This window comes from Thermococcus waiotapuensis, assembly GCF_055384795.1.
Genome location: NZ_AP042429.1, coordinates 1,459,807 through 1,482,924 on the forward strand (window position 1 = coordinate 1,459,807; position 23,118 = coordinate 1,482,924).

25 protein-coding genes are annotated in these 23,118 nt (G+C 55.1%); 15 read left to right on the plus strand and 10 right to left on the minus strand.

The annotated features are described in order from the left end of the window. Nucleotide 1 precedes the first annotated feature (1 nt). From hypD to hypE, 5 genes are all read left to right on the plus strand, one after another. Nucleotides 2–1,111 carry a hydrogenase formation protein HypD gene (gene hypD, locus ACZ47M_RS08040; RefSeq protein ID WP_315342069.1) on the plus strand — a complete coding sequence of 370 codons (1,110 nt, stop codon included), beginning with the start codon at nt 2–4 and terminating at the stop codon, nt 1,109–1,111. 91 nt (nt 1,112–1,202) lie between these two features. Continuing rightward, on the plus strand, nt 1,203–3,521 hold the full coding sequence (gene hypF / locus ACZ47M_RS08045) for a carbamoyltransferase HypF (RefSeq protein ID WP_315342066.1): 2,319 nt from the start codon (nt 1,203–1,205) through the stop codon (nt 3,519–3,521). Nucleotides 3,522–3,563: 42 nt separating this feature from the next. Further along, entirely contained in the window at nt 3,564–3,887 is a 324-nt protein-coding gene (locus ACZ47M_RS08050) for a nucleotidyltransferase domain-containing protein (RefSeq protein ID WP_315342063.1), read from the plus strand. Next, nucleotides 3,884–4,171 carry a HEPN domain-containing protein gene (locus ACZ47M_RS08055; protein WP_315342061.1) on the plus strand — a complete coding sequence of 96 codons (288 nt, stop codon included), beginning with the start codon at nt 3,884–3,886 and terminating at the stop codon, nt 4,169–4,171. The genes ACZ47M_RS08050 and ACZ47M_RS08055 overlap by 4 nt, the downstream gene beginning before the upstream one ends. A 2-nt stretch (nt 4,172–4,173) precedes the next feature. After that, on the plus strand, nt 4,174–5,190 hold the full coding sequence (gene hypE / locus ACZ47M_RS08060; RefSeq protein WP_315342059.1) for a hydrogenase expression/formation protein HypE: 1,017 nt from the start codon (nt 4,174–4,176) through the stop codon (nt 5,188–5,190). A 45-nt stretch (nt 5,191–5,235) separates the two neighbouring features. On the opposite strand, the gene porB is transcribed toward hypE, so the two are convergent. From porB to hflX, 8 genes are all read right to left on the minus strand, one after another. Then, nucleotides 5,236–6,231 (minus strand): pyruvate synthase subunit PorB, encoded by a 996-nt coding sequence (porB, locus tag ACZ47M_RS08065; RefSeq protein WP_315342057.1) that lies wholly within the window; start codon nt 6,229–6,231, stop codon nt 5,236–5,238. A 10-nt stretch (nt 6,232–6,241) separates the two neighbouring features. Next, the gene (gene porA / locus ACZ47M_RS08070) at nt 6,242–7,426 is read right to left on the minus strand and encodes a pyruvate synthase subunit PorA (RefSeq protein ID WP_315342054.1); all 1,185 of its coding nucleotides are present in this window, start codon (nt 7,424–7,426) and stop codon (nt 6,242–6,244) included. Between the two features lie 11 nt (nt 7,427–7,437). After that, nucleotides 7,438–7,755, minus strand: a complete 318-nt coding sequence (porD, locus tag ACZ47M_RS08075) for a pyruvate synthase subunit PorD (RefSeq protein ID WP_315342321.1) — start codon at nt 7,753–7,755, stop codon at nt 7,438–7,440. Nucleotides 7,756–7,818: 63 nt separating this feature from the next. Continuing rightward, nucleotides 7,819–8,754 carry a 3-methyl-2-oxobutanoate dehydrogenase subunit beta gene (locus ACZ47M_RS08080; protein WP_315342051.1) on the minus strand — a complete coding sequence of 312 codons (936 nt, stop codon included), beginning with the start codon at nt 8,752–8,754 and terminating at the stop codon, nt 7,819–7,821. A 5-nt stretch (nt 8,755–8,759) separates the two neighbouring features. Next, entirely contained in the window at nt 8,760–9,947 is a 1,188-nt protein-coding gene (porA, locus tag ACZ47M_RS08085) for a pyruvate ferredoxin oxidoreductase (protein WP_315342049.1), read from the minus strand. Nucleotide 9,948: 1 nt separating this feature from the next. Beyond that, nucleotides 9,949–10,266, minus strand: coding sequence for a 3-methyl-2-oxobutanoate dehydrogenase subunit delta (locus ACZ47M_RS08090; RefSeq protein WP_315342046.1), 318 nt, complete (start codon nt 10,264–10,266; stop codon nt 9,949–9,951). Between the two features lie 38 nt (nt 10,267–10,304). Then, nucleotides 10,305–10,862 carry a pyruvate/ketoisovalerate ferredoxin oxidoreductase subunit gamma gene (locus ACZ47M_RS08095; protein ID WP_315342043.1) on the minus strand — a complete coding sequence of 186 codons (558 nt, stop codon included), beginning with the start codon at nt 10,860–10,862 and terminating at the stop codon, nt 10,305–10,307. A 324-nt stretch (nt 10,863–11,186) separates the two neighbouring features. After that, a complete protein-coding gene (hflX, locus tag ACZ47M_RS08100; RefSeq protein ID WP_315342041.1) occupies nt 11,187–12,497 on the minus strand; it encodes a GTPase HflX in 1,311 nt (436 codons plus the stop codon). A gap of 88 nt (nt 12,498–12,585) precedes the next feature. On the opposite strand from hflX, the gene ACZ47M_RS08105 reads away from it, so the two are divergent. Genes ACZ47M_RS08105 through coaD form a run of 3 tightly spaced genes read left to right on the plus strand, consistent with a single transcriptional unit; the run spans nt 12,586 to nt 14,810 of the window. Beyond that, nucleotides 12,586–13,563: a bifunctional N(6)-L-threonylcarbamoyladenine synthase/serine/threonine protein kinase gene (locus ACZ47M_RS08105; RefSeq protein WP_315342039.1), complete on the plus strand. Its 978-nt coding sequence runs from the start codon at nt 12,586–12,588 to the stop codon at nt 13,561–13,563. Beyond that, a complete protein-coding gene (locus ACZ47M_RS08110) occupies nt 13,554–14,324 on the plus strand; it encodes a DUF835 domain-containing protein (RefSeq protein ID WP_315342037.1) in 771 nt (256 codons plus the stop codon). Before ACZ47M_RS08105 ends, ACZ47M_RS08110 begins: the two co-directional genes overlap by 10 nt. Before the next feature lie 9 nt (nt 14,325–14,333). Beyond that, nucleotides 14,334–14,810, plus strand: a complete 477-nt coding sequence (gene coaD, locus ACZ47M_RS08115; RefSeq protein ID WP_315342034.1) for a phosphopantetheine adenylyltransferase — start codon at nt 14,334–14,336, stop codon at nt 14,808–14,810. A gap of 5 nt (nt 14,811–14,815) precedes the next feature. On the opposite strand, the gene ACZ47M_RS08120 is transcribed toward coaD, so the two are convergent. Beyond that, nucleotides 14,816–15,568, minus strand: a complete 753-nt coding sequence (locus ACZ47M_RS08120; RefSeq protein WP_315342032.1) for a Nif3-like dinuclear metal center hexameric protein — start codon at nt 15,566–15,568, stop codon at nt 14,816–14,818. A gap of 87 nt (nt 15,569–15,655) precedes the next feature. Between ACZ47M_RS08120 and ACZ47M_RS08125 the strand changes: the two genes are divergently transcribed. The 5 genes from ACZ47M_RS08125 to ACZ47M_RS08145 all read left to right on the plus strand — a co-directional run bounded on the left by ACZ47M_RS08125 (nt 15,656) and on the right by ACZ47M_RS08145 (nt 19,822). After that, a complete protein-coding gene (locus ACZ47M_RS08125; protein ID WP_315342318.1) occupies nt 15,656–17,431 on the plus strand; it encodes a tRNA uridine(34) 5-carboxymethylaminomethyl modification radical SAM/GNAT enzyme Elp3 in 1,776 nt (591 codons plus the stop codon). 9 nt (nt 17,432–17,440) lie between these two features. Further along, entirely contained in the window at nt 17,441–17,968 is a 528-nt protein-coding gene (locus ACZ47M_RS08130; protein WP_315342029.1) for a YkgJ family cysteine cluster protein, read from the plus strand. Beyond that, nucleotides 17,961–18,464, plus strand: coding sequence for a PUA domain-containing protein (locus ACZ47M_RS08135; protein WP_315342026.1), 504 nt, complete (start codon nt 17,961–17,963; stop codon nt 18,462–18,464). Before ACZ47M_RS08130 ends, ACZ47M_RS08135 begins: the two co-directional genes overlap by 8 nt. A gap of 84 nt (nt 18,465–18,548) precedes the next feature. Next, nucleotides 18,549–19,295 (plus strand): KaiC domain-containing protein, encoded by a 747-nt coding sequence (locus ACZ47M_RS08140; RefSeq protein ID WP_315342024.1) that lies wholly within the window; start codon nt 18,549–18,551, stop codon nt 19,293–19,295. Between the two features lie 23 nt (nt 19,296–19,318). Then, a complete protein-coding gene (locus tag ACZ47M_RS08145; protein ID WP_315342315.1) occupies nt 19,319–19,822 on the plus strand; it encodes a hypothetical protein in 504 nt (167 codons plus the stop codon). Between the two features lie 2 nt (nt 19,823–19,824). Here ACZ47M_RS08145 and speD read toward each other — a convergent pair whose 3' ends face one another. Beyond that, entirely contained in the window at nt 19,825–20,244 is a 420-nt protein-coding gene (gene speD / locus ACZ47M_RS08150; RefSeq protein ID WP_315342312.1) for an adenosylmethionine decarboxylase, read from the minus strand. Between the two features lie 330 nt (nt 20,245–20,574). Between speD and ACZ47M_RS08155 the strand changes: the two genes are divergently transcribed. Continuing rightward, a complete protein-coding gene (locus ACZ47M_RS08155; protein WP_315342021.1) occupies nt 20,575–21,510 on the plus strand; it encodes a protein translocase subunit SecF in 936 nt (311 codons plus the stop codon). Further along, on the plus strand, nt 21,510–23,084 hold the full coding sequence (locus ACZ47M_RS08160) for an MMPL family transporter (protein ID WP_315342019.1): 1,575 nt from the start codon (nt 21,510–21,512) through the stop codon (nt 23,082–23,084). The genes ACZ47M_RS08155 and ACZ47M_RS08160 overlap by 1 nt, the downstream gene beginning before the upstream one ends. Nucleotides 23,085–23,118: the final 34 nt, after the last annotated feature.

The following is a 23,118-nucleotide window of genomic DNA, read 5'->3' on the forward strand; positions in this document are numbered from 1 at the left end:
CATGGAGCCGCTCGGTGCACTTAAGGACAGGGAATTCGCCCAGAGGATTGTAGGAAAGATACATGAGGAGGCAAAGGGGCTGGGAGAGGTTCGCTTCATGCACGTCTGTGGCACCCACGAGGACACGGTAACGCGCTCCGGGATACGCTCCCTTCTCCCTGAAAACGTCAAAATCGTCAGCGGGCCCGGCTGTCCGGTCTGCATAACCCCCGTGGAGGATATAGTCAAGATGCGCGAGATCATGAAGGAGGCCTACGCCGAAGGAGACAGGATGATCCTCACGACCTTTGGGGACATGTACAGGATCCCCACCCCCCTTGGAAGCTTCGCCGATCTGAAGGGCGAGGGCTACGACGTGAGGATAGTTTACTCCATCTTCGACACCTACAAAATAGCCAAGGAGAACCCGGACAGGACTGTTGTTCACTTCAGCCCCGGCTTCGAGACAACAACTGCCCCGACTGCCGGGATGCTCAACGCCGTCGTGGAAGAAAAACTGGAGAACTTCAGGATTTACTCGGTTCATCGCCTAACGCCGCCGGCGGTTGAGGCTCTTGTAAAGCAGGGCACCAGGTTCCACGGTCTCATAGATCCTGGCCATGTCTCGACGATAATCGGCGTTAAGGGCTGGGAGTACCTCACCAGGGACTACGGCATACCTCAGGTCATAGCAGGTTTCGAGCCCGTTGACGTTCTGATTGGAATCCTCATGCTCCTTAGGATGGTCAAAAGCGGGGAGGTAAAGATACTCAACGAGTACACGCGTGCCGTTAAGTACGAGGGCAACGTTGCAGCCCAGAGGCTCATGGAGAAGTTCTTCGAGGTCAAAGATGCGAAGTGGCGCGCCCTCGGGGTTATTCCGAAGAGCGGGCTTGAGCTGAAGGGGGAGTGGAGGGAGCTTGAGATAAGAACCTACTATAACCCAGAAGTCCCCAGGCTTCCGGATCTTGAAAAGGGCTGTCTCTGCGGGGCGGTGCTGAGGGGTTTAGCGATGCCGACGGACTGTCCGCACTTCGGAAAGACCTGCACGCCGAGGAGCCCCGTTGGCCCGTGCATGGTGTCCTACGAGGGGACATGTCAGATATTCTACAAGTACGGCGTCTTGTTCTGACACCGGAGGTTAAAAACTCCCCAATCGTTTTCAACTTTTGGTTTTGGAAACCTATAAAGCCTTCGATTGCAAAGGAGGAACTGGTGGGAGGATGAAGGCGTATCACCTTCACGTTCAGGGGATAGTCCAGGCGGTTGGCTTTCGCCCCTTCGTCTACAGGATAGCCCACGAGCACAACCTCAAGGGCTACGTCAAGAACCTTGGCGACGCGGGCGTTGAGATAGTGGTTGAGGGCAGGGAGGAGGACATAGAGGCCTTTCTCAGGGATCTGCACCGCAAGAAGCCGCCGCTCGCGAGGATTGACAAGGTTGAGAAGAGGGAAATCCCGCCCCAGGGCTTTCCCGAGTTCTACATCGAGAGAAGCTCGAAGGGGGAAAACGGCGGCGACTCCATAATTCCGCCGGATATAGCGATATGCGAGGACTGTTTAAGGGAGCTCTTTGACCCCACTAACAAGCGCTACATGTATCCTTTTATCGTCTGCACCAACTGCGGGCCGAGGTTCACGATAATTGAAGACCTCCCCTACGACCGCGAGAACACGACCATGAGGGAGTTCCCCATGTGCGACTTCTGCGAGAGCGAGTACAAAGACCCGCTCAACAGGCGTTACCATGCTGAACCGACGGCCTGTCCCGTCTGCGGGCCGAGCTATCGCCTGTACACAAACGACGGGAAAGAGCTAACTGGTGACCCTCTGAAGAAGGTGGCCGAGCTTATAGACAAGGGCTACATCGTGGCGATAAAGGGAATCGGCGGAATCCATTTAGCCTGCGACGTGACCAACGAAGAGGCAGTTGCAGAACTCAGGAGGAGGGTCTCCAGGCCACAGAAGCCCTTCGCCATAATGGCGGACTCCCTTGAGACGGTTAAAAGCTTCGCCTACGTGAGCACGGAAGAGGAAGAAGAACTGACCAGCTACAGGAGGCCCATAGTAGCTCTCCGCAAGAGGGAGCCCTTTCCCCTGCCGGAAAATTTAGCCCCTGGCCTCCACACCATTGGGGTTATGCTCCCCTACTCGGGAACCCACCACATACTCTTCCACTGGAGCAGGAGTAAGGTCTACGTGATGACCTCAGCGAACTACCCGGGAATGCCGATGGTCAAGGACAACGAGAAGGCCTTCAAAGAGCTTAAGGAGATGGCCGACTACCTCCTGCTCCACAACAGGAAAATACTCAACAGGGCAGATGACAGCGTTGTCCGCTTCGTCGATGGTAACAGGGCCGTTATAAGGCGTTCCCGCGGCTTCGTGCCGTTGCCGGTGGAAATCCCCTTCGATTACAGCGGTCTGGCCGTTGGGGCAGAGCTGATGAACGCATTTGGCGTTGCAAAGAACGGAAAGGTTTACCCGAGCCAGTACATAGGCGACACCGGGAAGCTCGAAGTCCTTGAGTTCATGAGGGAAGCCATAGCGCACTTTAGAAAAATCCTCCGCGTTAAAGACTTCGATTTAATCATCGCTGACCTCCACCCGGGCTACAATACGACAAAGCTGGCCATGGAGCTGGCCAACGAGCTGGACGTCGAGCTCCTCCAGGTTCAGCACCACTACGCCCACATCGCGAGCGTTTTGGCCGAGAGGAACCTTGAATCTGCCGTTGGGATAGCCCTCGATGGAGTCGGCTACGGAACGGACGGGAACGTCTGGGGCGGGGAGGTCCTCTATCTGAGCTACGAGGACGTCGAGAGGCTGGCTCATATAGACTACTACCCGCTTCCGGGGGGAGATTTAGCGAGCTACTACCCGCTGAGGGCATTGATGGGGATTCTGAGCAAGGTCTACCCCATTGAGGAGCTTGAGGGGATAATAAGGAGTTGCTGTCCCAAGGCCCTCGAGGGCCTCAAGTATGGAAAGGTCGAGTTCAACGTTATCCTGAACCAGCTCGCCAAGGGCTTAAACACTGTCTACGCCTCCTCAACTGGAAGGGTTCTCGATTCGCTCGCCGTTCTGCTCAACGTTGCTTACATAAGGCACTACGAGGGCGAACCGGCGATGAAGCTTGAGAGTTTTGCGATGAAGGGCAAGAACGACCTGAAGTTCGAAGTTCCCGTTGAAGGTGGGCGGATAAGGGTTGAAGAGCTCCTTGTTCAGGTGCTTGAGGCGAGGGAGAAAGCTTCCCCTGCTGACATAGCGTACTCAGCCCACCTGGCACTCGCGAGGGCCTTCGCCAACGTTGCCATGGAGAAAGCCAGGGATTTCGGCGTGAAGGACGTTGCCATAAGCGGCGGCGTAGCCTACAACGAGCTCATAGTGAAGACGATAAGGAAGGCCGTTGAGGCATCCGGACTGAGGTTCCATGCCACAATAGAAGTTCCGCGCGGGGACAACGGAATAAACGTCGGCCAGGCCTTCCTCGGCGGCCTCTACCTTGAGGGCTACCTGAGCAGGGAGGGCTTGATGATGTAAGGTTTAAGTTTAGAACGCCAAACTTTCACCGGGGGAGGAAACATGCCCGTCATACCGAGGGACGAACTCCTCGGAATCCTGCGGGAGGTCAAGGGAAAGCTGAAGGAGCTGCTCGGCGATGACCTGGTTGAGGTCATCCTCTTCGGCTCTTACGCGAGGGGGGAAGCCAGGGAAGGGAGCGACGTCGATGTGCTTGTCATTACACGCAGAAGGCTCACTCCGGAGGAGGACTGGGAGCTTGGAGAGCTGATGACAGATCTCGTCCTCAAGTATGGGGTCGTGGTTTCACTCGTAGTGTATCCCAAGAGGGAGGAACCTAAGGATCCGTTCTTCCTCACCGCGATGGAGGAGGGTATAAAAGTATGAGCGAAGAGTACCAGAGAATAATCCAGAAGGCTGAGAGGAGCCTGCACGCTTCAAAGCACTCCTCCGCAATTGCCCTTTTCGGGAGGGAGTTCGTTAAAAACGGCGAAGTTCCGAGGAGATACCTGACCTATGTGAACCTTGCGTTCAAGACCAGACAGGTTGCGGACTACTCCTTTGAAATCCAGGTGACTGAAAAGGAAGCTCAAGCCGGGATAGAGCGTGCCCGTGAGTTTTTAGGCTTCACCGTTGATTACCTCCGCAAAAAAGGCCTGTTGGGGGGTTGAGGATGGGAGAAAAGATAAGGCTCGAACACGGGGCCGGTGGAGAGATAATGGAGGAGCTTTTGAGGGACGTGATACTCAAAACGCTGACCCTCAAGAGCGCCGGTGGAATAGGGCTGGATGCACTGGACGACGGGGCAACTATACCGCTTGGTGATAAACACATCGTCTTCACGATAGACGGCCACACGGTAAAGCCGCTCTTCTTCCCGGGAGGGGACATTGGAAGACTGGCGGTCAGCGGGACGGTGAACGATTTAGCCGTCATGGGTGCCAAACCTTTAGCTCTGGCGAATTCCATGATACTCAGCGAGGGGTTAGACATGGACGTCCTCAGGAGGGTTCTCCGCTCAATGGACGAGGCAGCTAAGGAAGTGCCGGTTCCAATAATCACGGGCGATACCAAGGTGGTTGAGGAGCCGGTAGGGATGTTCATCATCACAGCTGGAATAGGGGTAGCAGAGAGGCCGATAAGCGATGCCGGGGCCAAAGTTGGAGACGCTGTTCTGGTCAGCGGGACGATAGGGGACCACGGAATAGCGCTGATGAGCCACCGCGAGGGGATAGCCTTTGAGACCGAGCTGAAGAGCGACGTTGCGCCGATATGGGACGTTGTTAAAGCTGTTGCCGATGCCATAGGCTGGGAGAACATCCACGCCATGAAGGACCCGACGAGAGCCGGTTTGAGCAACGCGCTCAACGAGATAGCGAGAAAAAGCAACGTGGGAATCCTGGTGAGGGAGGCCGATATTCCGGTAAGGCCGGAAGTTAGGGCTGCCAGCGATATGCTCGGCATAAGCCCCTACGACGTTGCCAACGAGGGCAAGGTAGCGATGGTTGTGGCTAAAGAATACGCCGAGGAGGCCCTTGAGGCGATGAGAAAAACCGAGAAGGGCAGGAACGCCGCAATAATCGGCGAGGTAATAGGGCAATACCGCGGGAAGGTTATCCTCGAGACTGGAATCGGGGGAAAACGCTTTATGGAGCCTCCCGAAGGCGACCCAGTCCCGAGGATATGCTGACCTTTCCCTTTTCTTTGAACGCGTGAGAAAAGATAAAGGGAAAAGTCACTCCCCCGGCTTCGGGAGGGTTACATCAACACCGAGAACCTTCCACATGGCCTTTATCTGCTCCCTGAGCTGGTCTATTGCCTCGGGCTGTTTGAAAAGGTGCTTGAACCTGCCCTGCAGCTGGAGGTACTCCTCAATGGGCTTCTTGAACTCGATGGCGACTATCCTGTCTCCCTCGCGCTTGACCTTGGCGCCTCCTCCTGGCGGCTGTATCTTGATGTTGAAGAAGTTGCCGTTCTCGATCTCGAAGAGCGGCCAGATACCGGTCTCGATGGCGAGGCGGGCTATCTCAATGCCCTTCTCGAGCGGGCTCTTCCATCCCGTCGGGCAGGTGCAGTGGACCTGCACGAACGCCGGGCCATCAACCTTCGCTGCGGTCTTCATCTTCTTGACGAAGTCGAAGGGGTTGCCTATGCTCGCTGTGGCGACGTAGGGTATCTGGTGGGCGGCAGCTATAAGCGCGACCCACTTCTTGGGCTTGTCCTCACCGATGGAGTACTTGCCCGGCGGTGACGTTGTAGTCCAGGCACCGTAAGGCGTTGAGCTTGACCTCTGAATTCCGGTGTTCATGTAGGCCTCGTTGTCGTACATGAGGTAGACCACGTTGTGCCAGCGCTCGAGCATACCGCTGAGGGCCTGCATACCTATGTCTGCCGTACCACCGTCACCGCCTATGGCCAGGACCTTGCCCTTCCTGCCGAGCTTCTTCCAGGCGGCTTCAACGCCGCTGGCAACTGCCGCCGCGTTCTCGAAGGCGACGTGGATCCAGGGGGCCTTCCAGGCGGTGTAGGGGAACACTGCCGAAACTACCTCCATACATCCGGTTGCCTGGGCTATGGCGAAGGCGTTGGGATCGCCGTACTTCTCCTCCATGGCCTCGCTGAAGGCCTTGGTGGCCAATTTGAGGGCGGTGGCACAGCCGCAGCCAGCACAGGCGGCGTGTCCGGGTGCCCAGTACTCGCGAGTTGTGATGGGGGGCTTCCTAACGGCCATATTCCTCACCTCACAGTATCTCCTTCCTCAGTCCAATCCAGTTAACTTCCTCAAACTTCTCTCCGGTGAGGGCCTTCCTGCTTATCTCGAGAACCTGGTCGAGTTCCTTGAAGGTGACGTCCCTGCCGCCGAGGCCGAGGATGAAGTCCACCAGGATTGGCTTCTCCTCCTGGTTGATCAAAGCCCTGCTGAAGTCCTGGAAGAGGGCTCCACCGACGCTGAAGGTAACGTTCTTCTCCAGCAGAGCCAGAACCTTGGCCTTCTTCGCAAGCTTCCTGACCTCTTCGGTCGGGAACGGCCTGTAAACGGTGAGCTTTGCCGCACCGACCTTGATGCCCTTCTCGCGGAGGCTGTCCACGTACTCCTTGACGGTTCCGGCGAGGGAGCCCATGGTGACGAAGATTATCTCGGCGTCGTCAGTTCTGTACTCCTCTATCTTCTGGTACTTCCTGCCAAAGCGCTTCTCGAACTCGGCAAAGACCTCATCGATGACTTTCTTGGCGCTCTCGTTGGCCTCCCAGAGGGTGTACCTGGCTTCCATGTAGTAGGCCGGGAAGGCGAGGGAACCCTGGGTTATCGGTTTAGCCGGGTCGAGGTAAGCGTGCTTTGGCTTATACTCGCCGAGGAACTCGTCAACGGCTTCCTGGTCGGGGATTTCAACCGGTTCAACTGTGTGGGTCAATATGAAGGCGTCGAAGCCGACCATAGCTGGAAGGAGAACCCTCTCGTCTTCAGCCACTTTGAAGGCCATGAGTATGAGGTCGAGGGCTTCCTGGTTGTTCTCTGCGTAGAACTGGAGCCATCCGGAGTCGCGCTCGCTTATGGTGTCCTGCCAGTCGTTCCAGATGTTGATTGGAGCGCTGAGTGCGCGGTTTCCAATGGCCATGACTATCGGGAGGCGCATTCCCGCGGCAATGAAGAGTATCTCGTGCATTAGGGCCAGTCCCTGAGAGGCCGTTGCCGTGAAGGTTCTGACGCCGGCCGCTGAGGCACCGACACAGGCTGAAATCGCCGAGTGCTCGCTCTCCACCTTGATGAACTCTGCGTCGAGCTCCCCATCGGCGACGAACTCACTTATCTTTTCCGGGATAAGGGTCGAGGGCGTAATCGGGAACGCCGCTATAACCTTCGGCCTTGCGAGCTTGGCCGCCCAGGCGGCCGCCTCGTTAGCCTTCATAACGGTCCTAATCGGCATATTCCACCACCTCACTTGGTCTCCCTAACCATGACTATGGCCTCGGCCGGGCACTCGTTTGCGCAGATGCCACAGCCCTTGCAGTAGTCATAATCAAATACGGGGTAGTTCTCCTCGTCCAGGTAGATGGCCGGCTCGGGGCAGTAGACGTAGCAGAGGTGGCAGCGGACGCACTTTTCCCTGTGGAACTCGGGCACGAAAACCCTCCAGCTTCCGGTCTTGTTTATGACGCTGCTTCCCGGGATGTAGGCTATCGCTCCAGGTGTCATTTTTTCGCTATACTCCCTCTGAACCCTCTCAATCTCGGCCTTAAACGGGCTCTCAGCCATATGTATCACCTCCAGTGAGTTACCAGGTCAGCACTTAAACCTTTGGATTTAAAAATTAAAAGCTCAGCCGAAGACCTCGGCGAGCTTCTTGAGCTTCTCCCACTCGCGGTTGACCCACTGCTGGAGAGCCTCAACATCCTCTTTGGTCATGTACTTGAACCTGCCCTGGAACTTCAGGAACTCCTCGATGGGCTTCGGCTCATTCTTTGGATTGGGCATGTTTATCCTGTATTTCCCGTTCTCGTACTCGAAGAGCGGGAAGTAGGCCGTCTGAACCGCCAAGCGGGCCAGCTCGATGCTCTTATCTGTCGGGCTTCTCCAGCCGGTCGGGCACGGCGCGAAGAGCTGGATGAAGCTCGGGCCAGGCGTCTTCTGGGCCTTCTTGAGCTTCTTTATAAAGTCCTCTGGATAGGCAACGCTGGCAGTTGCCGCGTAGGGAATTTCGTGGGCTATAACGATGTCGATGACCTTCTTCTTGTGCCTCTTCTCGAGGAAGTGCTTCTTTCCTCCGGGCGTGTTGGTCGTCCAGGCACCGTAAGGCGTTGAGCTTGACCTCTGAATTCCGGTGTTCATGTAGGCCTCGTTGTCGTACATGATGTAGACGGCATCGTGCCCCCTCTCGAGGAAACCGCTCAGGGCCTGAAGGCCTATATCGGCTGTACCACCGTCGCCGGCCCAGCCGACTATCATGACGCCGTCTTCGCCCTTGACCTTGATGCCCCTGGCCTTGAGAGCCGCCTCGATGCCGCTTATCACAGCGCCGGTCGTCTCAAAGGCAGTGTGGAAGAGGTTGGCATCGAGGGTGTTGTAGGGCCAGGCACCGGCGATGATGGTCGAACAGCAGGCCGGGATTGCGAATATCGTCCTCTTTCCATAGGCCTTCAGCACGTACCTCAGCCCGAGGGAAGCACCGCAGCCCTGGCAGGCGGTGTGACCGGCGTAAAAGTGCTCTTCCGCAGGGATGCTAAGCCTCTTTTTAACGTTCTCGGGAATCTCCATCTCTCTCACCTCTTAAGGTGGTACCAGTCCACCTCTACATCGAGCTCTCCCTTCTCGATGATGGCCTTCATGTTCTCTGCTATCTTTCTCACATCGCTGACCGTGAAGTCCCTGCCTCCGAGGCCGACGATGTAGTTCTTCATCAGCGGCCTCGCTTTGGTGTTGTAGAGGGCCCCCTTGGCCTCGTTGAAGAGTATGCCCTCCTGGCCGAAGGAGAAGTTCCTGTCGAGGACTGCTATGCCCTCAACGCCCTTCGCCAGCTCGTAGAGCTCCTCACTCGGGAAGGGCCTGAACCAGAGAACTTTTGCCGCTCCGACCCTGTAGCCCTCTTCCCTGAGGAGATCAACCGCCTGCTTGACGGTTCCCATGAGAGAACCCATGCCCAAGAAGACGAAGTCGGCATCGTCAGTCCTGTAGGTCTCTATCATCCTGCTGTAGTCCCTTCCAAAGCGCTCGCCGAACTCCCTGCCGACTTCTCTGATGACCTTCTTCGCCTCCTCGTGGGCTTTAGCTAACTTGTAGCGGAACTCGTAGTAGTCAGCCGGGGTTGCCAGGGCGCCGACTGAGAAGGGCTTCTCGAAGTTCGCGAGGTCGTAGAGGGGCTCCCTCGGAGGTAGGAACTCATCCACGAGCTCCTGTGGGATCATCTCAACGACGTCATAAGTGTGGCTCAGAATGAAGGCGCTCTCGATGACCATTGCCGGAATGTTAACGGTCTCCGCCACCTTAAAGGCCATCAGGACACCGTCGTAAACTTCCTGGTTGTTTTCCGCGTAGAACTGCATCCAGCCGGTGTCGCGCTGAGCTAAACTGTCAGTCTGATCATCCCAGACGCTCCATGGGGGAGCCATGGCGCGGTTAACGTCGACCATGACAATCGGAAGCCTCGCGCCGCTCGCCCAGTGGAGCATCTCGTGCATCAAAGCGAGACCCTGGGCTGAGGTGGCCGTGAAGGCCCTGGCTCCAGCCGCCGAGGCGCCTATACAGGCTGCCATAGCTGAGTGCTCGCTCTCCACCGGGACGTACTGGATGTTGGCCTCTCCATCTGCTATGAACTCGGCTATCTTCTCGATGATGCTCGTCTGGGGTGTGATTGGGTAAGCCGCCACAACCTGAACCCTCGCGTCTTTTACTGCGTAAGCGGCCGCGTAGTTGCCGCTCACAACCTTTTTAATTGGCTTATACTCGGCCATATCACTTCTCCTCCTTCTCCATTGTTATCGCCTTGGTCGGGCACTCGTTCGCGCAGATTCCACAGCCCTTGCAATAGTCGTAGTCAACCGCGACGTAGCCGTCGGGCTTGATGTAGATTGCAGGCTCGGGGCAGAACTTCCAGCAGATGTAGCACTTGACGCACTTCTCCTCGTTGATTACAGGTATGAAAGTCCTCCAGTCGCCGGTGAAGTTGCTCAAAGTGGTGTCCAGGCTTACAGGTGCCTCGGGGTACTGGTCAATGGAGGCGAATACCAGTTTTTTTGCCTCCGCCTTCTTTTCTCCAAACAGCGTGTTCAACCTCCTCCCCTCCTCCAAAGTAGGGAAAGCAGAGAAGATCAAAGCTCGTAGATGACTGTCCTGTTGAAGGACTCCTCGGCGGCCTTGGCGTTCTTCTCGCCGAGCGCTCCCGAGAAGGTCTCTTGGATGGCTTCCTTGACGTGGTCGAGCCCGACTATTCCGGTGGCCTTGGCGACTGCACCGAGGATTGCCGTGTTGGTAACGGGAACGCCGAGGATTTCGAGGGCTATGCCGGTAGCGTCAACGAGGGCCAGCTTCCCCGGCTTCTTCTTGAGTTTCGTGAGAACCTCTTCCTTGCTCTTCTCGGTGTTTACGATGACGGTTCCACCTTCCTTGAGACCGGCCGTAACGTCGACGGTGTCGAGGAGCGAGGGGTCGAGGACCACAACGACGTCCGGCTCGTAGATCTGGGTCTTTATCCTTATCGGCTTGTCGTCGATCCTGGTAAAGGCTGTAACCGGCGCTCCACGCCTTTCAACCCCGAAGAACGGGAACGCCTGGACGTATTTGCCTTCCTTAAAAGCGGCTGAGGCTAGAATGTTGGCGGCCGTAACCGCACCCTGTCCACCCCTACCGTGAAAACGAATCTCGATCATTCTCCATGCCTCCCTGAGTTTTTCAGTCTGGATTAGTCCGGGGCATTTATTTAGGTTTCGGTATTGACCTAAAACCTCCTCGGCAGACGTCTTTGGGCAAGAGTGAATATTCCGGGGCACTGGTGATGGTATCCTTGCAGGAAATGGAAGTATGCCGCCCGGTTAGGTATCCACAGCTCAGGCCATGGTTAGGGGTGTTGCTGGTGTTCCCGCTACAGGGCTCTCGCCACCCCTGGAGGATCTTATTGGTGCTGGATTCCTCGGGCAGAGGTCGCACACAGTGGGTGAGAAGATAACTGCTCCCTCGGTGAGCTCAAGTCAGGCTCACCCGCCGTTTTCCGGCTGTTCCACTTCCTCGGGCTCGTTTAAATGCTCTATCCTGACGTTCATCTTTGTGAGCTCCTTTATCATTCCCGCCTGAAGGAGCGCGTGGACAACGGTGCTTTCCCCGTACTGGACGTTCAAAACCTCTCCGATTGCCTCAATTATCGAGATTATTTTCCTAGCATCCTCGGTTGGGGGTATTACGACCCTAAATGCCCTGTATTTAGGCAGTTCTGGAATCGACTCCTCAAGTGCGCTATAAAGCTCCTCAAGGCGGCCTTCCTTTGCCGAGATTTTAACTATGGCTCTGACGTTCGGAGCAACTTCTTCAAGGAGATTCCCCAGCAGTCTCGCCTTCTCCCTGGCATCTTCCTCCTCCACGAGGTCAATCTTGTTCAAGGCAATTATCATGGGCTTGTCAAGGGCTTTGAGCTCCCTGAGGATCCTGAATGAGGCGAGGAACTTCCTCCTTATCTCCGCCCAGGGCTCACTCACATCCAGAACGAGGACTATTATGTCAGCCCGGGTTATCTCCTCCAGAGTGGAGTGGAAGGCCTCGACAATGAACGGCGGGAGGTTGTCGATGAAGCCAACGGTGTCCGTTACCAGGGCCCTTTTCTGTCCAAGCTTGAATCTCCTGGTGGTCGTGTCAAGGGTTGTGAACATCTGTTGCTTTACTTCGACTTCTTCACCGGCTAAAGCATTAAGCAGGGTGGATTTGCCCGCGTTGGTGTAGCCAGCTAAGGCCACGAGAATAAACCCCATCTCCTCCCTTCTTTTTCTCTTGACTTCTCTGTCCGCCCTGACTTTTTCGAGTTCCTCCCTTATCTTCCCCATCCTGTAGCGTATGTGCTTCAGGTACTGCTGGGTCTGATACTCACCCATCCCCTTGAAGCCCGCCCTGTCGCCGAGCTTTATTCTTCTTATTGCCTCTTTGACGAGGGGCACCTCGTACTGGAGCGAGGCGAGCTCGACCTGGAGCTTGGCCTCCCTGGAGTGGGCCCTCTTCTCGAATATCTCAAGGACGAGCTGCCAGCGGTCGATGACCTCAACCCTGAGTTCCTTCCACAGGTTGTAGGCCTGGCTTGGCGTGAGCCTGTTCGCGAAGACCACCTTATCCGGCCTCAGCTCTTCAACGAGCCTTTTGAGCTCCTCGAGCTTTCCCCTGCCTATGTTGTACCTCGGATGCTCTTCCCTGTTCTGCTCAAGTATCTCCAGAACTTCGTAGCCAGCACTCCTCAAAAGCTCCTCAAATTCATCCCTGCTGAGCCTCTCGCGCCTCGAATTTCGTATGACGCCTATTGCCCTCATATTCCATCTGTAACCCAATTGGAGAAGGGCTTTAAAACGGCATCGGAATCCGTAACCTTTTTAACACTGCCGAGCATGAAGGGTTTGTATGATTGCCCTGGGCATAGAGGGCACTGCCCACACCCTTGGCATAGGTATCGTTACCGAAAAGGAAGTCCTCGCTAACTTATTCGACACTCTCACCACCGAGAAGGGCGGAATCCACCCGAAGGAGGCGGCCGAGCACCATGCCCACCTTTTGAAGCCCCTCCTCAGGAAGGCACTGGAAAAGGCCGGAATAAAGATGGAAGACGTTGACGTCATAGCCTTCTCCCAGGGGCCGGGTCTTGGGCCAGCCCTCCGCGTGGTGGCGACCGCCGCGAGGGCCCTGGCGATAAAATACAACAAGCCGATTATCGGTGTCAACCACTGCATAGCCCACGTGGAAATCACAAAGATGTTCGGCGTCAAAGACCCGGTCGGCCTCTACGTCAGCGGCGGCAACACGCAGGTTCTCGCTTTGGAGGGCGGCCGCTACCGCGTTTTTGGAGAAACCCTCGACATAGGCATAGGAAACGCCATAGACACTTTCGCGCGTGAACTGGGAATAGGCTTTCCAGGAGGGCCGAAGATAGAGAGGCTTGCCCAAAAGGGGGAGCGCTACATCGAGCTTCCCTACGCAGTGAAAGGGATGGATCTGAGCTTCTCAGGCGTTTTAACGGAGGCCGTCAGGAAGTACAGGACTGGAAAGTACCGCGTCGAGGACCTGGCCTACTCCTTCCAGGAGACCGCCTTTGCGGCTTTAGTGGAGGTCACGGAGAGGGCGGTTGCACATACTGGCAAGGAAGAAGTTGTTTTGGTCGGCGGCGTTGCAGCCAACAATCGGCTCCGCGAGATGCTCAAAACAATGGCCGAAGAGAGGGGAATTGCCTTTTTCGTCCCGCCCTACGACCTCTGCCGGGACAACGGGGCGATGATAGCTTACACTGGCCTCAGAATGTACCTCGGTGGCGTAAGGTTTAAAATAGAGGATACCGTTGTGAGGCAGAAGTTCCGCACCGATGAGGTGGAAGTTGTATGGGACTAACGGCTCCGTGGTATAACGTAGTGTACGACGCTGTCCTTCTGGCGGGAATGGGTTACATATGGTGGTTCTTCCTCAAGAGGTGGAACCGATACACAGCTGAACTAAAGTTTTTTGTCATAAACGCCACGATTTTTTTGGGCCTTGCCTTCGCTGGAAGGCTTATTGATTTCATAGGGGACTTTTACGAGATCCCTCACCAGGACGCGGCTTTGACCCTCCTTTACGGGGTCTCAATCCTCGGCGTGATATACACGATGACAAAATACGTACTGCTCCTGGAGAGCTCTTACCTGCCCAAGCAAGTCAAAGTTGTGGGGGATTCCTCCCCGGGCAAGCCGCTCAAAGGCGCCTACATAATGGCTGGCTCCAGGTCCAGAGTTGTGGACGTACTGAACCTGGTAAGATCTCTGAGGCTCCCCACCCTGGTCTTCACGAGGAATCCTCACCTCTACGAAGGAATCGAGTTCGCCGTCCCCATCTGGATCACCCAGGCCGCCGACAGGGGAATTCCTCCCACCAAGCTGCACGTCATTGAGGATCAGGCCATAAAGTTCATCCTGGAAAACCCTGGAGCAGTGGTGCTTATAGACTGCCTCGAGTACCTCCTGCTCTACAACGAGTTTCCGGGCGTTTTCAAGTTCCTCGTGAACCTTAAAGACCGCCTCCTGCCCGCGGGGGCGGCGCTCATCGTGGTTGTTGACGAGAACGCCCTTGACGAGAAGCAGAAGGTGCTCCTCCTCCGGGAGTTCGAGCCCCTGTGAGGGTTGCCCATGGGAAAGAAACCCTACAGGAAAGTAGTTGTTGGGGGAACCTTCGACAGGCTCCACCTCGGGCACAAGGTTCTGCTCAGGAAGGCCTTCGAGGTGGGAGAATACGTATACGTCGGACTCACATCTGACGGGATGGTAAAGGACAAGCCCTACGCCGGGATGATCCTTCCCTACGAGGCCCGCTTGAGGGATCTGCTCAAGTTCTTCGAGGTCAACGGCTACTCAAACTACCGCGTTATAAAAATCCACACGGCAATAGGCTTTGCAGACAGGATGAAAAGCCTCGAAGCTATCGTTGTGAGCGAAGAGACCTACAAAGGCGCCCTGGTAGTTAACAGGGCAAGGGAAGAGAGGGGTTTGCCACCGCTTGATATAATAACCATCGGGCTCGTGAAGGGCAAGATGGGAGCCAAAATAAGCTCTTCCCTAATACGGGCCGGGCTTATAGACCCCTTCGGGAACCCGCTGAAAAAGTGAAAGCCTCAAAGACCAGTAGGCTCGTCTATGAAGAAAACCTCGAGGCCAAACTTCTCCCTTAAAAGCCCCATGAGGGCCTTTACTCCGAGCGTCTCAGTTTTGTAGTGGCCCGCAACGAGGACGCTCTGCGGAAGGTCCATTGCCATTAGATAATCTGCATGCCCCAGCTCACCTGTTATGAGGAGGTCGACCCCCTTCCTCCAGGCCTCTTCTAAGGCGAACGCGCCCGCACCGCTTACCGCTCCAACCGTTTTAATCTCTCTCTTCCCGAACCCGTAGGTTTTAACCGCTGTATCGAGCCTCTCAGCTATCATTCCCGCGATCTTCTCAATTGAGTGCGCCTCCTCAAATTCCCCCCAGAAGCCGATTGAAAGGCCCCTGTACTCCCCGAAGGGGCCCTTGGGTTCAAGGCCGAGGAGCCTCAGGAGCCCGGCGTTGTTCCCCAGCTCCGGGTGAGCGTCGAGTGGTAAATGGGCGACGTAGAGGTTTATACCGCTCTCGAAGAGGGCCCTGAGGCGTTTGTAGTGCACCCCCGTTATGTAGCTCAGCCCGCCCCATATCATGCCGTGGTGAACAACAAGCATGTCAGCCTTTGCCTTTGCGGCCTTCTCAATGGTTCTCAGCGTTGTGTCGACCGCAAAAGCGACCCTCTCAACTTCCCCCTTTCCCTCAACCTGAAGGCCGTTGCTCGACTTGTCCGGATAGGCAGAGACCTGGAGGTAGCCATCAAGGAAGGTGACCAACTCGTCCCGGTCCATATTCCCACCTCTGTCGCGAATCGTTCACTTTGGCATGTCCGGCAAACCCTTTTAAAACCCCCCATCAATCTTGGCGGGAGGATGGATATGGAAGGCGAGAGCTTTGAGAGGGCCGTCGATGAGATAGCGAGGGCCGTCTTGTCTGGCGAGATAAGGAACAGGGAAGAGCTCAACCGCTGGAAGATTATCGTATCCCGGAAGTACCACCTCTCAAAGATTCCCGGCAATTCAGACATACTCAAGGCTATTCCCGAGGAGGAGCGCGAGCGCTTTAGGGAGCTCCTCAGGAGGAAGCCGACCAGGACAATAAGCGGTGTGGCCGTTGTGGCCATGATGACGAAACCCTTCCCCTGTCCGCACGGGCGTTGCCTCTATTGTCCCGGCGGGCCCGCCGTTGGTTCTCCGCAGAGTTACACTGGAAAGGAGCCCTCCGCGCTGAGGGCAGTGCAGAGCGCTTACCATCCATACATTATCATGATGCGCAGGCTAAAGCAGCTCACCGACATAGGCCACGACGTTGACAAGGTCGAGGTGATAATCCAGGGGGGGACGTTTCCAGCGGTTGACCTCGATTATCAGGAGTGGTACATCAAAGAGGCCTTCAAGGCGATGAACGACTTCCTGCACTTCAAAGACATCGAGAACCTCGAGGAGAAGCTCGTAAGGCTGATAGTGAAGAAAGACGAGTCCGTTTTTGAGGAAGACCCCAAGTTCAGGGAGGCCTGGGAGAGAACACATGGCAAGCCCTACTACTATCTCGAAGACGAGCAGAGGAAGAACGAGAGGGCCAGGGTCAGGATGGTTGGCTTAACTATAGAAACGCGCCCGGACTGGGCCTTCGAGAGGCAGATAGACAGGATGCTCCGCTTCGGGGCAACCAGGGTTGAACTGGGCGTCCAAACGCTTTTCAACTTCATCCACGAGAGAACGAAGAGGGGCCACGGCGTTGAGGAGATAGTTAAAGCCACCCAGCTTTTAAGGGATGCTGGACTTAAAATCAACTACCACATAATGCCCGGTTTGCCCGGAAGCAACTTTGAGAGGGATTTGTACACGTTTAAGGCCATCTTCGATGACCCGCGCTTCAGGCCGGATATGCTCAAGATTTACCCGACGCTGGTCACAGCAGATGCGCCCCTCTACTCGCTGTACAAGGCTGGAAAATACAGGCCCTACACCACCGAGGAGGCCGTTGAGCTCCTCGTCGAGGCCTACAGGCACTTCCCCAAGTGGGTCAGGGTAATGAGAATCCAGCGCGACATACCGGTTCAGTTAATCGTTGATGGCGTGAAGCACTCGAACCTTGGCCAGCTCGTCTTCAATGAGCTCATCAAGCGCGGCATAAGGCCGAGGGAGATACGCTTCAGGGAAGTCGGCCATCAGATGGAGAAGTTCGGAATCGAGCCCGAAACCGAGCACATAAAGCTCCTCCGCGAGGATTATGATGCCGCTGGCGGGAAAGAAATCTTCCTCAGCTTTGAGGATGTCAAAAACGACATCCTGATAGGCTTTCTCCGCCTGAGGATTCCGAGCGAAAAGGCCCACAGGAAAGAGATAAACTGCTGTCCCTCGGCAATAGTCAGGGAGCTCCACGTCTACGGCCCGCTGGTGCCTATAGGCGAGAAACCAAAATACGAGTGGCAGCACCGCGGTTATGGCAGGGAACTGCTGGCTGAGGCGGAGAGGATAGCCAGGGAAGAGTTTGATATGAAGAAGATGCTCGTTATAAGCGGCGTTGGCGTGAGGGAGTACTACAGGAAGTTCGGCTACAGGAAGAACGGCCCCTACGTCGCCAAAAGGCTCGACAAAAGCTACGCTGACTACAAAAAGAGCAAGAACTTCGACGCCCACCTCAACACCTGAGGTGATTCCATGCGCTTCAAGCCCAAACCCTTCACCAGGCCGGTGCCGTTCAAATGCCTCCACTGCCTCGACTGTTGCAGGGGGAGACACGTCTATCTGACGCTGAAGGACATCGAGAGGATAGCAAGAAAAGGCCACGATCCCCAGGACTTCGTTACTTTCTCTGTTGAAGGAAATCAAATCCGCTTCGTCCTCACGGTGAGGGAGTGGGACCTCGGCTGCGTCTTCCACGACCTGGAGACTGGCAAATGCGGGATCCACGATGTCAATCCAATAATCTGCAGGATCTACCCGTTCATGGTCTCCAGGAAACCCCTAGGCATCGAGGGCGAGAAGCCCTTCGAGTACAAAGGTAAAAAGCTCTGGCTCTACTACGACGAGGGCTGTCCTGGGATAAAAGCAGAAGGGTCTGAAACGGTGATAAGCCCGGAAGAGATAGCTGAATTCGGCCTTAAATTCGAGAGGGAGCTCGAGGGAACGGACTTGGAGGGTCTTGCTGAGCTGATAGAGCGTCTTGAGGGAGATAGCCATGAGTGAGGTTCTCCGCTACCGCCGCGCCTCTGCCTGGGAGTACGATCTAATCCTCCGCGAGGCCGAGAAGTACGGCGAGCTTAAACACCGCACGTTCGCGGTGGTTGAGGGCAAGTTCAGGGACGTCTACGCGGTGAACGGGAGGGTCTGGAAAGAAGTGGAGAACCTCAGGATAAACCCCTACGCCTACGGCACCTTCGTTGGCACGATAAAAGTGGACAACCTCGTGGAGAAGTTCTACCCCAACGTCGAGTTCTTTTACTTCGTTGATGTTAAGAAGAACTACGCGGTCTTAACCCCCAGGGCGGGCTTCCTTTTCACGACCGGGAAAGACGTGCCGAAGAGCGGCGTGCGCTCTTACAACTGGCAGGGCACAAAGAAGCTCGTGATCTACGACGAGAACGGTGTAATCCTCGGCATAGGCAGGATAAACCCCGGGAGCAGGGAAAAGTTCATCCTGAACGTGACTGACGTTGGAGAGTTTTTGAGAAGGAACCGCTGACTTTTTTCACCAGACGTAACCTTTTTAAGAACATCGGCGTTAGAGTACAATGGTAACGAAAGGTAACTAAAGGGGGTGACGCTCATGATCAAGAGAGTGAAAACGGGAATTCCAGGGATGGACGAGATACTCCACGGGGGAATCCCGGAGCGAAACGTTGTCCTGCTCAGCGGTGGGCCCGGAACGGGGAAGAGCATCTTTTCCCAGCAGTTCCTCTGGAACGGCCTCCAGATGGGTGAGCCGGGGATCTACGTGGCCCTTGAAGAGCACCCGGTCCAGGTAAGGCAGAACATGGCCCAGTTCGGCTGGGACGTCAGGAAGTACGAAGAGGAAGGGCTCTTCGCGATGGTCGACGCCTTCACAGCGGGAATCGGCAAGAGCAAGGAGTACGAAAAGTACCTGGTTCCTGATTTAACAGACCTTAAGGGGTTCATAGACGTCCTCAGGACGGCCGTGAAAGACACCGGGGCGAAGAGACTTGTGGTTGACTCCGTCACGACCCTCTACATAAACAAGCCCGCAATGGCGAGAAGCATAGTCATGCAGTTGAAGAGGGTTCTCGCGGGTTTGGGAGTTACGAGCATCTTCGTCAGCCAGATAAGCGTTGGAGAGAGAGGCTTCGGTGGGCCGGGAGTTGAGCACGGCGTTGATGGCATAATCCGCCTCGACCTCGACGAGATAGATGGAGAACTCAAGCGCTCGCTGATAGTCTGGAAGATGCGCGGGACGAGCCACAGCATGAGGAGGCACCCCTTCGAGATAACCGACGGCGGGATAATCGTCCACCACGATAAGGTTCTGAAGAGAGGGGGAATTTTCGAAACCGAATGAAAAACTGAAAGGAGGTGATGGGGATGGAGATTCCGCTGAACCCGGTCGGGAGGGAGGAGATCCACAGGCTTGAGAGCATACTCCTCTTCGCGACGCTCTTCAGGCCTGAAGTGATAGAGCTGATAAAGGATCCCGCGGAGAGGCTCACCTGGGTTGACAGCTTAGCTGTTGCCGCTGGAGCGATAGCCAGGGAGAAAGCTGGCATGACCAAAGGCGAAATAGCGGAGGAGCTCGGCAGGACTGAAGCGACCATCAGGAAGCACCTCAAGGGCGAGACGAAAGCTGGCCAGCTCGTCAGAGAAACTTACGAGCTCATAAAGCAGGGCAGGCTTGACGAGCTTGTCAGGAGCATCGAGGTATTAGCTGGAGGCGGAAAACTTGTTCCCGAGGAGGAGTACAGGAAGCTCGAGGAGAGGGTCAGGGAGCTTGAGGAGGAGAACCGCGAGCTGAGGGTCAAGGTCGAGAACGTCAGAAAAATCCTCAGTGACACGCTCGAGAGGGTAAAGGAGATAGAAAAGCTGCTTTGAATTCAGTGCCCGTTTCCGTTCTTTCTCAGGGCCTCTTCCCAGGTCATTATCATGTGGGTGAAGGTCCCGTCCTCTTCCGCGATTCCACGCTTTATCTCTGAGACGTGGGCGTACTTGGCCCTGAACTGCTCAAGGATGTAGTCGACGGCCTTCTCCGGATTGGCCTTCGTGCCGCAGGTGTAAACGTCCAGAGCGGCGTAACCTCTTTCCGGCCAGGTGTGGACTGAGATGTGGCTTTCGGCGACGATCACAACTCCACTCACTCCGGTCGGCGAGAACTTGAAGAAATAGCTCGATTTTACCTCCATGTTGCTTACCTTCGCCGCCTCGAGGAATATCTGTCTTACCCTGTCAGCGTTACCGATAACCTCGGGATCGCAACCGGCCGCCTCAACAACGTAGTGGAACCCGATCGTCTCTATCTCGCTCATGGCCCTCACCCATCTTCTTACTGTGGGCTTCCCTTTTTAAATTTAAGCCTCAATCGAAGAGAAACTAACTGGCCGTTTCTGGTTTGAAAAGCTCCGAACGGACTTAAAATCCAACAAACGTGAAATTACTGGCCGTTTTCCGAATTTGGAAAGCTTTACTGATAAACTCCCTTTAGGGTTGATTTTCGTTCTTTTATCCGGCTCAGGGCCCATGTTTTTGGCTTCTTCCCGACCACTAATTTTAAAACCGTTTCGTTTATTATTGCGATAGTGGGCTATCCAAAGCCAGAGGTAGTGAAACAAAATCCGCGGGGTGTGGTTATGGCAGCTAAAAAACCAAAGGGGAAAGCTTCCTCCGATGGGGAGGTCATGAATCAGAAGCAGAAAAGACTTTCATTCCTGGTCAATATGGAGCCAAAGAAAATGATCCTCTATCCCCTTGTGGTGTTCGTTCTTGCGCTTCTCCTTTTGGCAGTACACCCTCCTGAGAGGGGCATAGACCTCAGGGGAGGAGTCGTCGTAACGGTTTACAATGTTGACGCTTCACCCGATGAGCTCGCCTCCTATCTGGCCGGTAAGATGGGAATTGACCTCCACGCTGAAAGGTTCCACGACTCAATAAACGGAATAACCGGGATAAGGATATACGCACCGGCCGATGCAAATCCGGATCTTATCTCGGATTTAATCAAGGCCAAATATCCCAATGCGGACATTACTCCAAGGGTGGTTGATCCAACCTTCGGTAAGATTGCGCAGAAGCAGGGTATAAAGGCGGTGGCATATGCTTTTATTGGCATGGCCATCGTGGTCTTCCTGTTCTTCAGGGATCCCATACCCTCGGGAACGATAATCTTTTCGGCGTTCTCCGATATGATAATAGCACTCGCTATCATGGGACTCCTCGGGATAAAGCTGACGACGGCAACGATAGCGGCACTGCTCATGCTCATAGGTTACACCGTTGACAGCAACATTCTTCTAACGACCAGACTCCTGAGGAGAAAAGAGGACACGGTTGAAGACGCTTATCTCTCGGCCGTTTCCACAGGCTTCACGATGAGCACGACAACCCTCGGTGCCCTCATAGTGCTTTGGTTGGTTTCCACTTCGGACGTTATAGACAGCATAACGATAGTCCTCATATTCGGCCTTCTCGCGGACTTCATGAACACGTGGATACTCAACGCCGGCGTGCTGAGGTGGTACATAGTGAGTCCTTACAGGTTCTCGATAAAGCTCAGGAGGGGTAGCTGATGGCCAGAAAAAAGGGTATCAAAGCCCTCCTGCTCAACTGGAGGGTTCTTTTGCTCATAATCTTCCTGATCGGCTCGATAGCGGCAATAGCCGTGAACGGTCTCACATATGGAATAGACATTGGAGGCGGCGTTGCCCTAATTGCCAAACCTGATAGACCTCTCAGCGGGGAGGAAGTCGATGGGATAGCTTCATCTCTCCAGAACAGGCTTAACACCTTTGGCCTAAAGGACATCTCCGTTGAGACCCAGCACGATCCGGAGACTGGAGAAACTCTCTTCGTTGTTAAGGTAGCCAACGTCACCCTTGACGAGGCCAAGCAGATAAAGAGTCTCATAGAAAGCCAGGGTGTCCTTTATATGGAGCTGGACGGTGTTGTTTTTGCAAGGGGGAGCGACGTTACAGTTTACTCAAGCAACTATGGTCTCGATCTGCAGAGATGTCCGACCTGCTGGTACGTTGGCTTCACCCTATCCGGGGACTCCCTGAAAAAGTTCAACGAGCTGAAGAAGGGAAAGGCCGGCTGGCCTGTTGATATTTTCCTGGATCCTCCCGTCAACTCTCTGATCGTTGTTTCCGACAGGGTTTACAGCACGATGCAGGACTTTTTAGGCGAACCGGTATCAGGAACCCCCAAGCCCCTTATTCAGAGAATCGGCGAGGCCTTCAACATTACCGTAGTCAAATACGAAAATCAGAGCGCTGGGGAGCTTGTAAAAAACGCCACGTCCTTGGGCAAGGATACGATAATCGTGGTGGATCTCCCGGAGGAGTTATACACCAAGGTTAAGAACGAACTTCTCCAGTCCAACCTGGGAGTGCGTGTTTCGTATTACTCCCCACAGCAGGGTGAAGACCCGAAGAGCTTTGTCGCCAGGATATTACACTTGTACGGACCATACGTCCTGAGTGCTGAGGTAGTGGAGGGGGACAGCAACAGCTTCCAGCTCACCGGAAGCGCCGCAACCAAGGAGGAGGCCCTCCAGGAAGCTAAGAGAATATACAGCGTCCTGAGGAGCGGTTCGCTTCCGACCAAGCTCGGGGTTATAAGCGAGGAGTACATATCACCCACCCTTGGATCCAGCTTTAAGAAGCAGGCCCTCATCGCGGGACTTGGGGCTTTAATAGCGGTTCTCCTGGCGATATACTTCCACTACAGGAGATGGAAGCTAGCTATTCCAGTTGCCAGCACGAGCCTCTTTGAGGTCATCATAATCCTTGGCATGGCGTCCCTTATCCGCTGGAACCTGGATCTTCCAAGTATAGCGGGCATCATAGCGGCAATAGGTACCGGTGTCGATCAGCAGATAGTCATAACGGATGAACTCCTCGGCAGGTCGAGCGCTGAAGGGGTAAGCAGGAGAATGGGCCTCCTGAGGAGAATGGCCAGGGCCTTTTTTGTAATACTGGCCTCGGCGACAACCACAATAGTTGCAATGAGCTTTCTCCTGTTTTACTTCGTCGGAACCCTGAAGGGATTCGCCGTTACTACGATACTGGGAGTCCTAATAGGTGTTCTCATAACAAGGCCAGCATATGCTGAGATAGCCAAGTACCTGCTCTCGCTCGAGTGATTTTTCTTTTTCTACTACTCGATAGGTGGTAGGG

What these genes read in the sequence shown, in the direction of transcription:
- porD (WP_315342321.1), bottom strand. Translation starts at nt 7,755, where the DNA reads ATGGCTGAGAGCCCGTTTAAGGCCGAGATTGAGAGGGTTCAGAGGGAG.
- porA (WP_315342054.1), bottom strand. Translation starts at nt 7,426, where the DNA reads ATGCCGATTAGGACCGTTATGAAGGCTAACGAGGCGGCCGCCTGGGCG.
- ACZ47M_RS08095 (WP_315342043.1), bottom strand. Translation starts at nt 10,862, where the DNA reads ATGATCGAGATTCGTTTTCACGGTAGGGGTGGACAGGGTGCGGTTACG.
- ACZ47M_RS08140 (WP_315342024.1), top strand. Translation starts at nt 18,549, where the DNA reads ATGATCAAGAGAGTGAAAACGGGAATTCCAGGGATGGACGAGATACTC.
- ACZ47M_RS08120 (WP_315342032.1), bottom strand. Translation starts at nt 15,568, where the DNA reads ATGGACCGGGACGAGTTGGTCACCTTCCTTGATGGCTACCTCCAGGTC.
- ACZ47M_RS08050 (WP_315342063.1), top strand. Translation starts at nt 3,564, where the DNA reads ATGCCCGTCATACCGAGGGACGAACTCCTCGGAATCCTGCGGGAGGTC.
- ACZ47M_RS08125 (WP_315342318.1), top strand. Translation starts at nt 15,656, where the DNA reads ATGGAAGGCGAGAGCTTTGAGAGGGCCGTCGATGAGATAGCGAGGGCC.
- ACZ47M_RS08160 (WP_315342019.1), top strand. Translation starts at nt 21,510, where the DNA reads ATGGCCAGAAAAAAGGGTATCAAAGCCCTCCTGCTCAACTGGAGGGTT.
- hypD (WP_315342069.1), top strand. Translation starts at nt 2, where the DNA reads ATGGAGCCGCTCGGTGCACTTAAGGACAGGGAATTCGCCCAGAGGATT.
- hypF (WP_315342066.1), top strand. Translation starts at nt 1,203, where the DNA reads ATGAAGGCGTATCACCTTCACGTTCAGGGGATAGTCCAGGCGGTTGGC.
- ACZ47M_RS08080 (WP_315342051.1), bottom strand. Translation starts at nt 8,754, where the DNA reads ATGGAGATTCCCGAGAACGTTAAAAAGAGGCTTAGCATCCCTGCGGAA.
- ACZ47M_RS08105 (WP_315342039.1), top strand. Translation starts at nt 12,586, where the DNA reads ATGATTGCCCTGGGCATAGAGGGCACTGCCCACACCCTTGGCATAGGT.
- ACZ47M_RS08145 (WP_315342315.1), top strand. Translation starts at nt 19,319, where the DNA reads ATGGAGATTCCGCTGAACCCGGTCGGGAGGGAGGAGATCCACAGGCTT.
- ACZ47M_RS08055 (WP_315342061.1), top strand. Translation starts at nt 3,884, where the DNA reads ATGAGCGAAGAGTACCAGAGAATAATCCAGAAGGCTGAGAGGAGCCTG.
- ACZ47M_RS08110 (WP_315342037.1), top strand. Translation starts at nt 13,554, where the DNA reads ATGGGACTAACGGCTCCGTGGTATAACGTAGTGTACGACGCTGTCCTT.
- ACZ47M_RS08135 (WP_315342026.1), top strand. Translation starts at nt 17,961, where the DNA reads ATGAGTGAGGTTCTCCGCTACCGCCGCGCCTCTGCCTGGGAGTACGAT.
- ACZ47M_RS08130 (WP_315342029.1), top strand. Translation starts at nt 17,441, where the DNA reads ATGCGCTTCAAGCCCAAACCCTTCACCAGGCCGGTGCCGTTCAAATGC.
- coaD (WP_315342034.1), top strand. Translation starts at nt 14,334, where the DNA reads ATGGGAAAGAAACCCTACAGGAAAGTAGTTGTTGGGGGAACCTTCGAC.
- porA (WP_315342049.1), bottom strand. Translation starts at nt 9,947, where the DNA reads ATGGCCGAGTATAAGCCAATTAAAAAGGTTGTGAGCGGCAACTACGCG.
- porB (WP_315342057.1), bottom strand. Translation starts at nt 6,231, where the DNA reads ATGGCCGTTAGGAAGCCCCCCATCACAACTCGCGAGTACTGGGCACCC.
- ACZ47M_RS08155 (WP_315342021.1), top strand. Translation starts at nt 20,575, where the DNA reads ATGGCAGCTAAAAAACCAAAGGGGAAAGCTTCCTCCGATGGGGAGGTC.
- hflX (WP_315342041.1), bottom strand. Translation starts at nt 12,497, where the DNA reads ATGAGGGCAATAGGCGTCATACGAAATTCGAGGCGCGAGAGGCTCAGC.
- hypE (WP_315342059.1), top strand. Translation starts at nt 4,174, where the DNA reads ATGGGAGAAAAGATAAGGCTCGAACACGGGGCCGGTGGAGAGATAATG.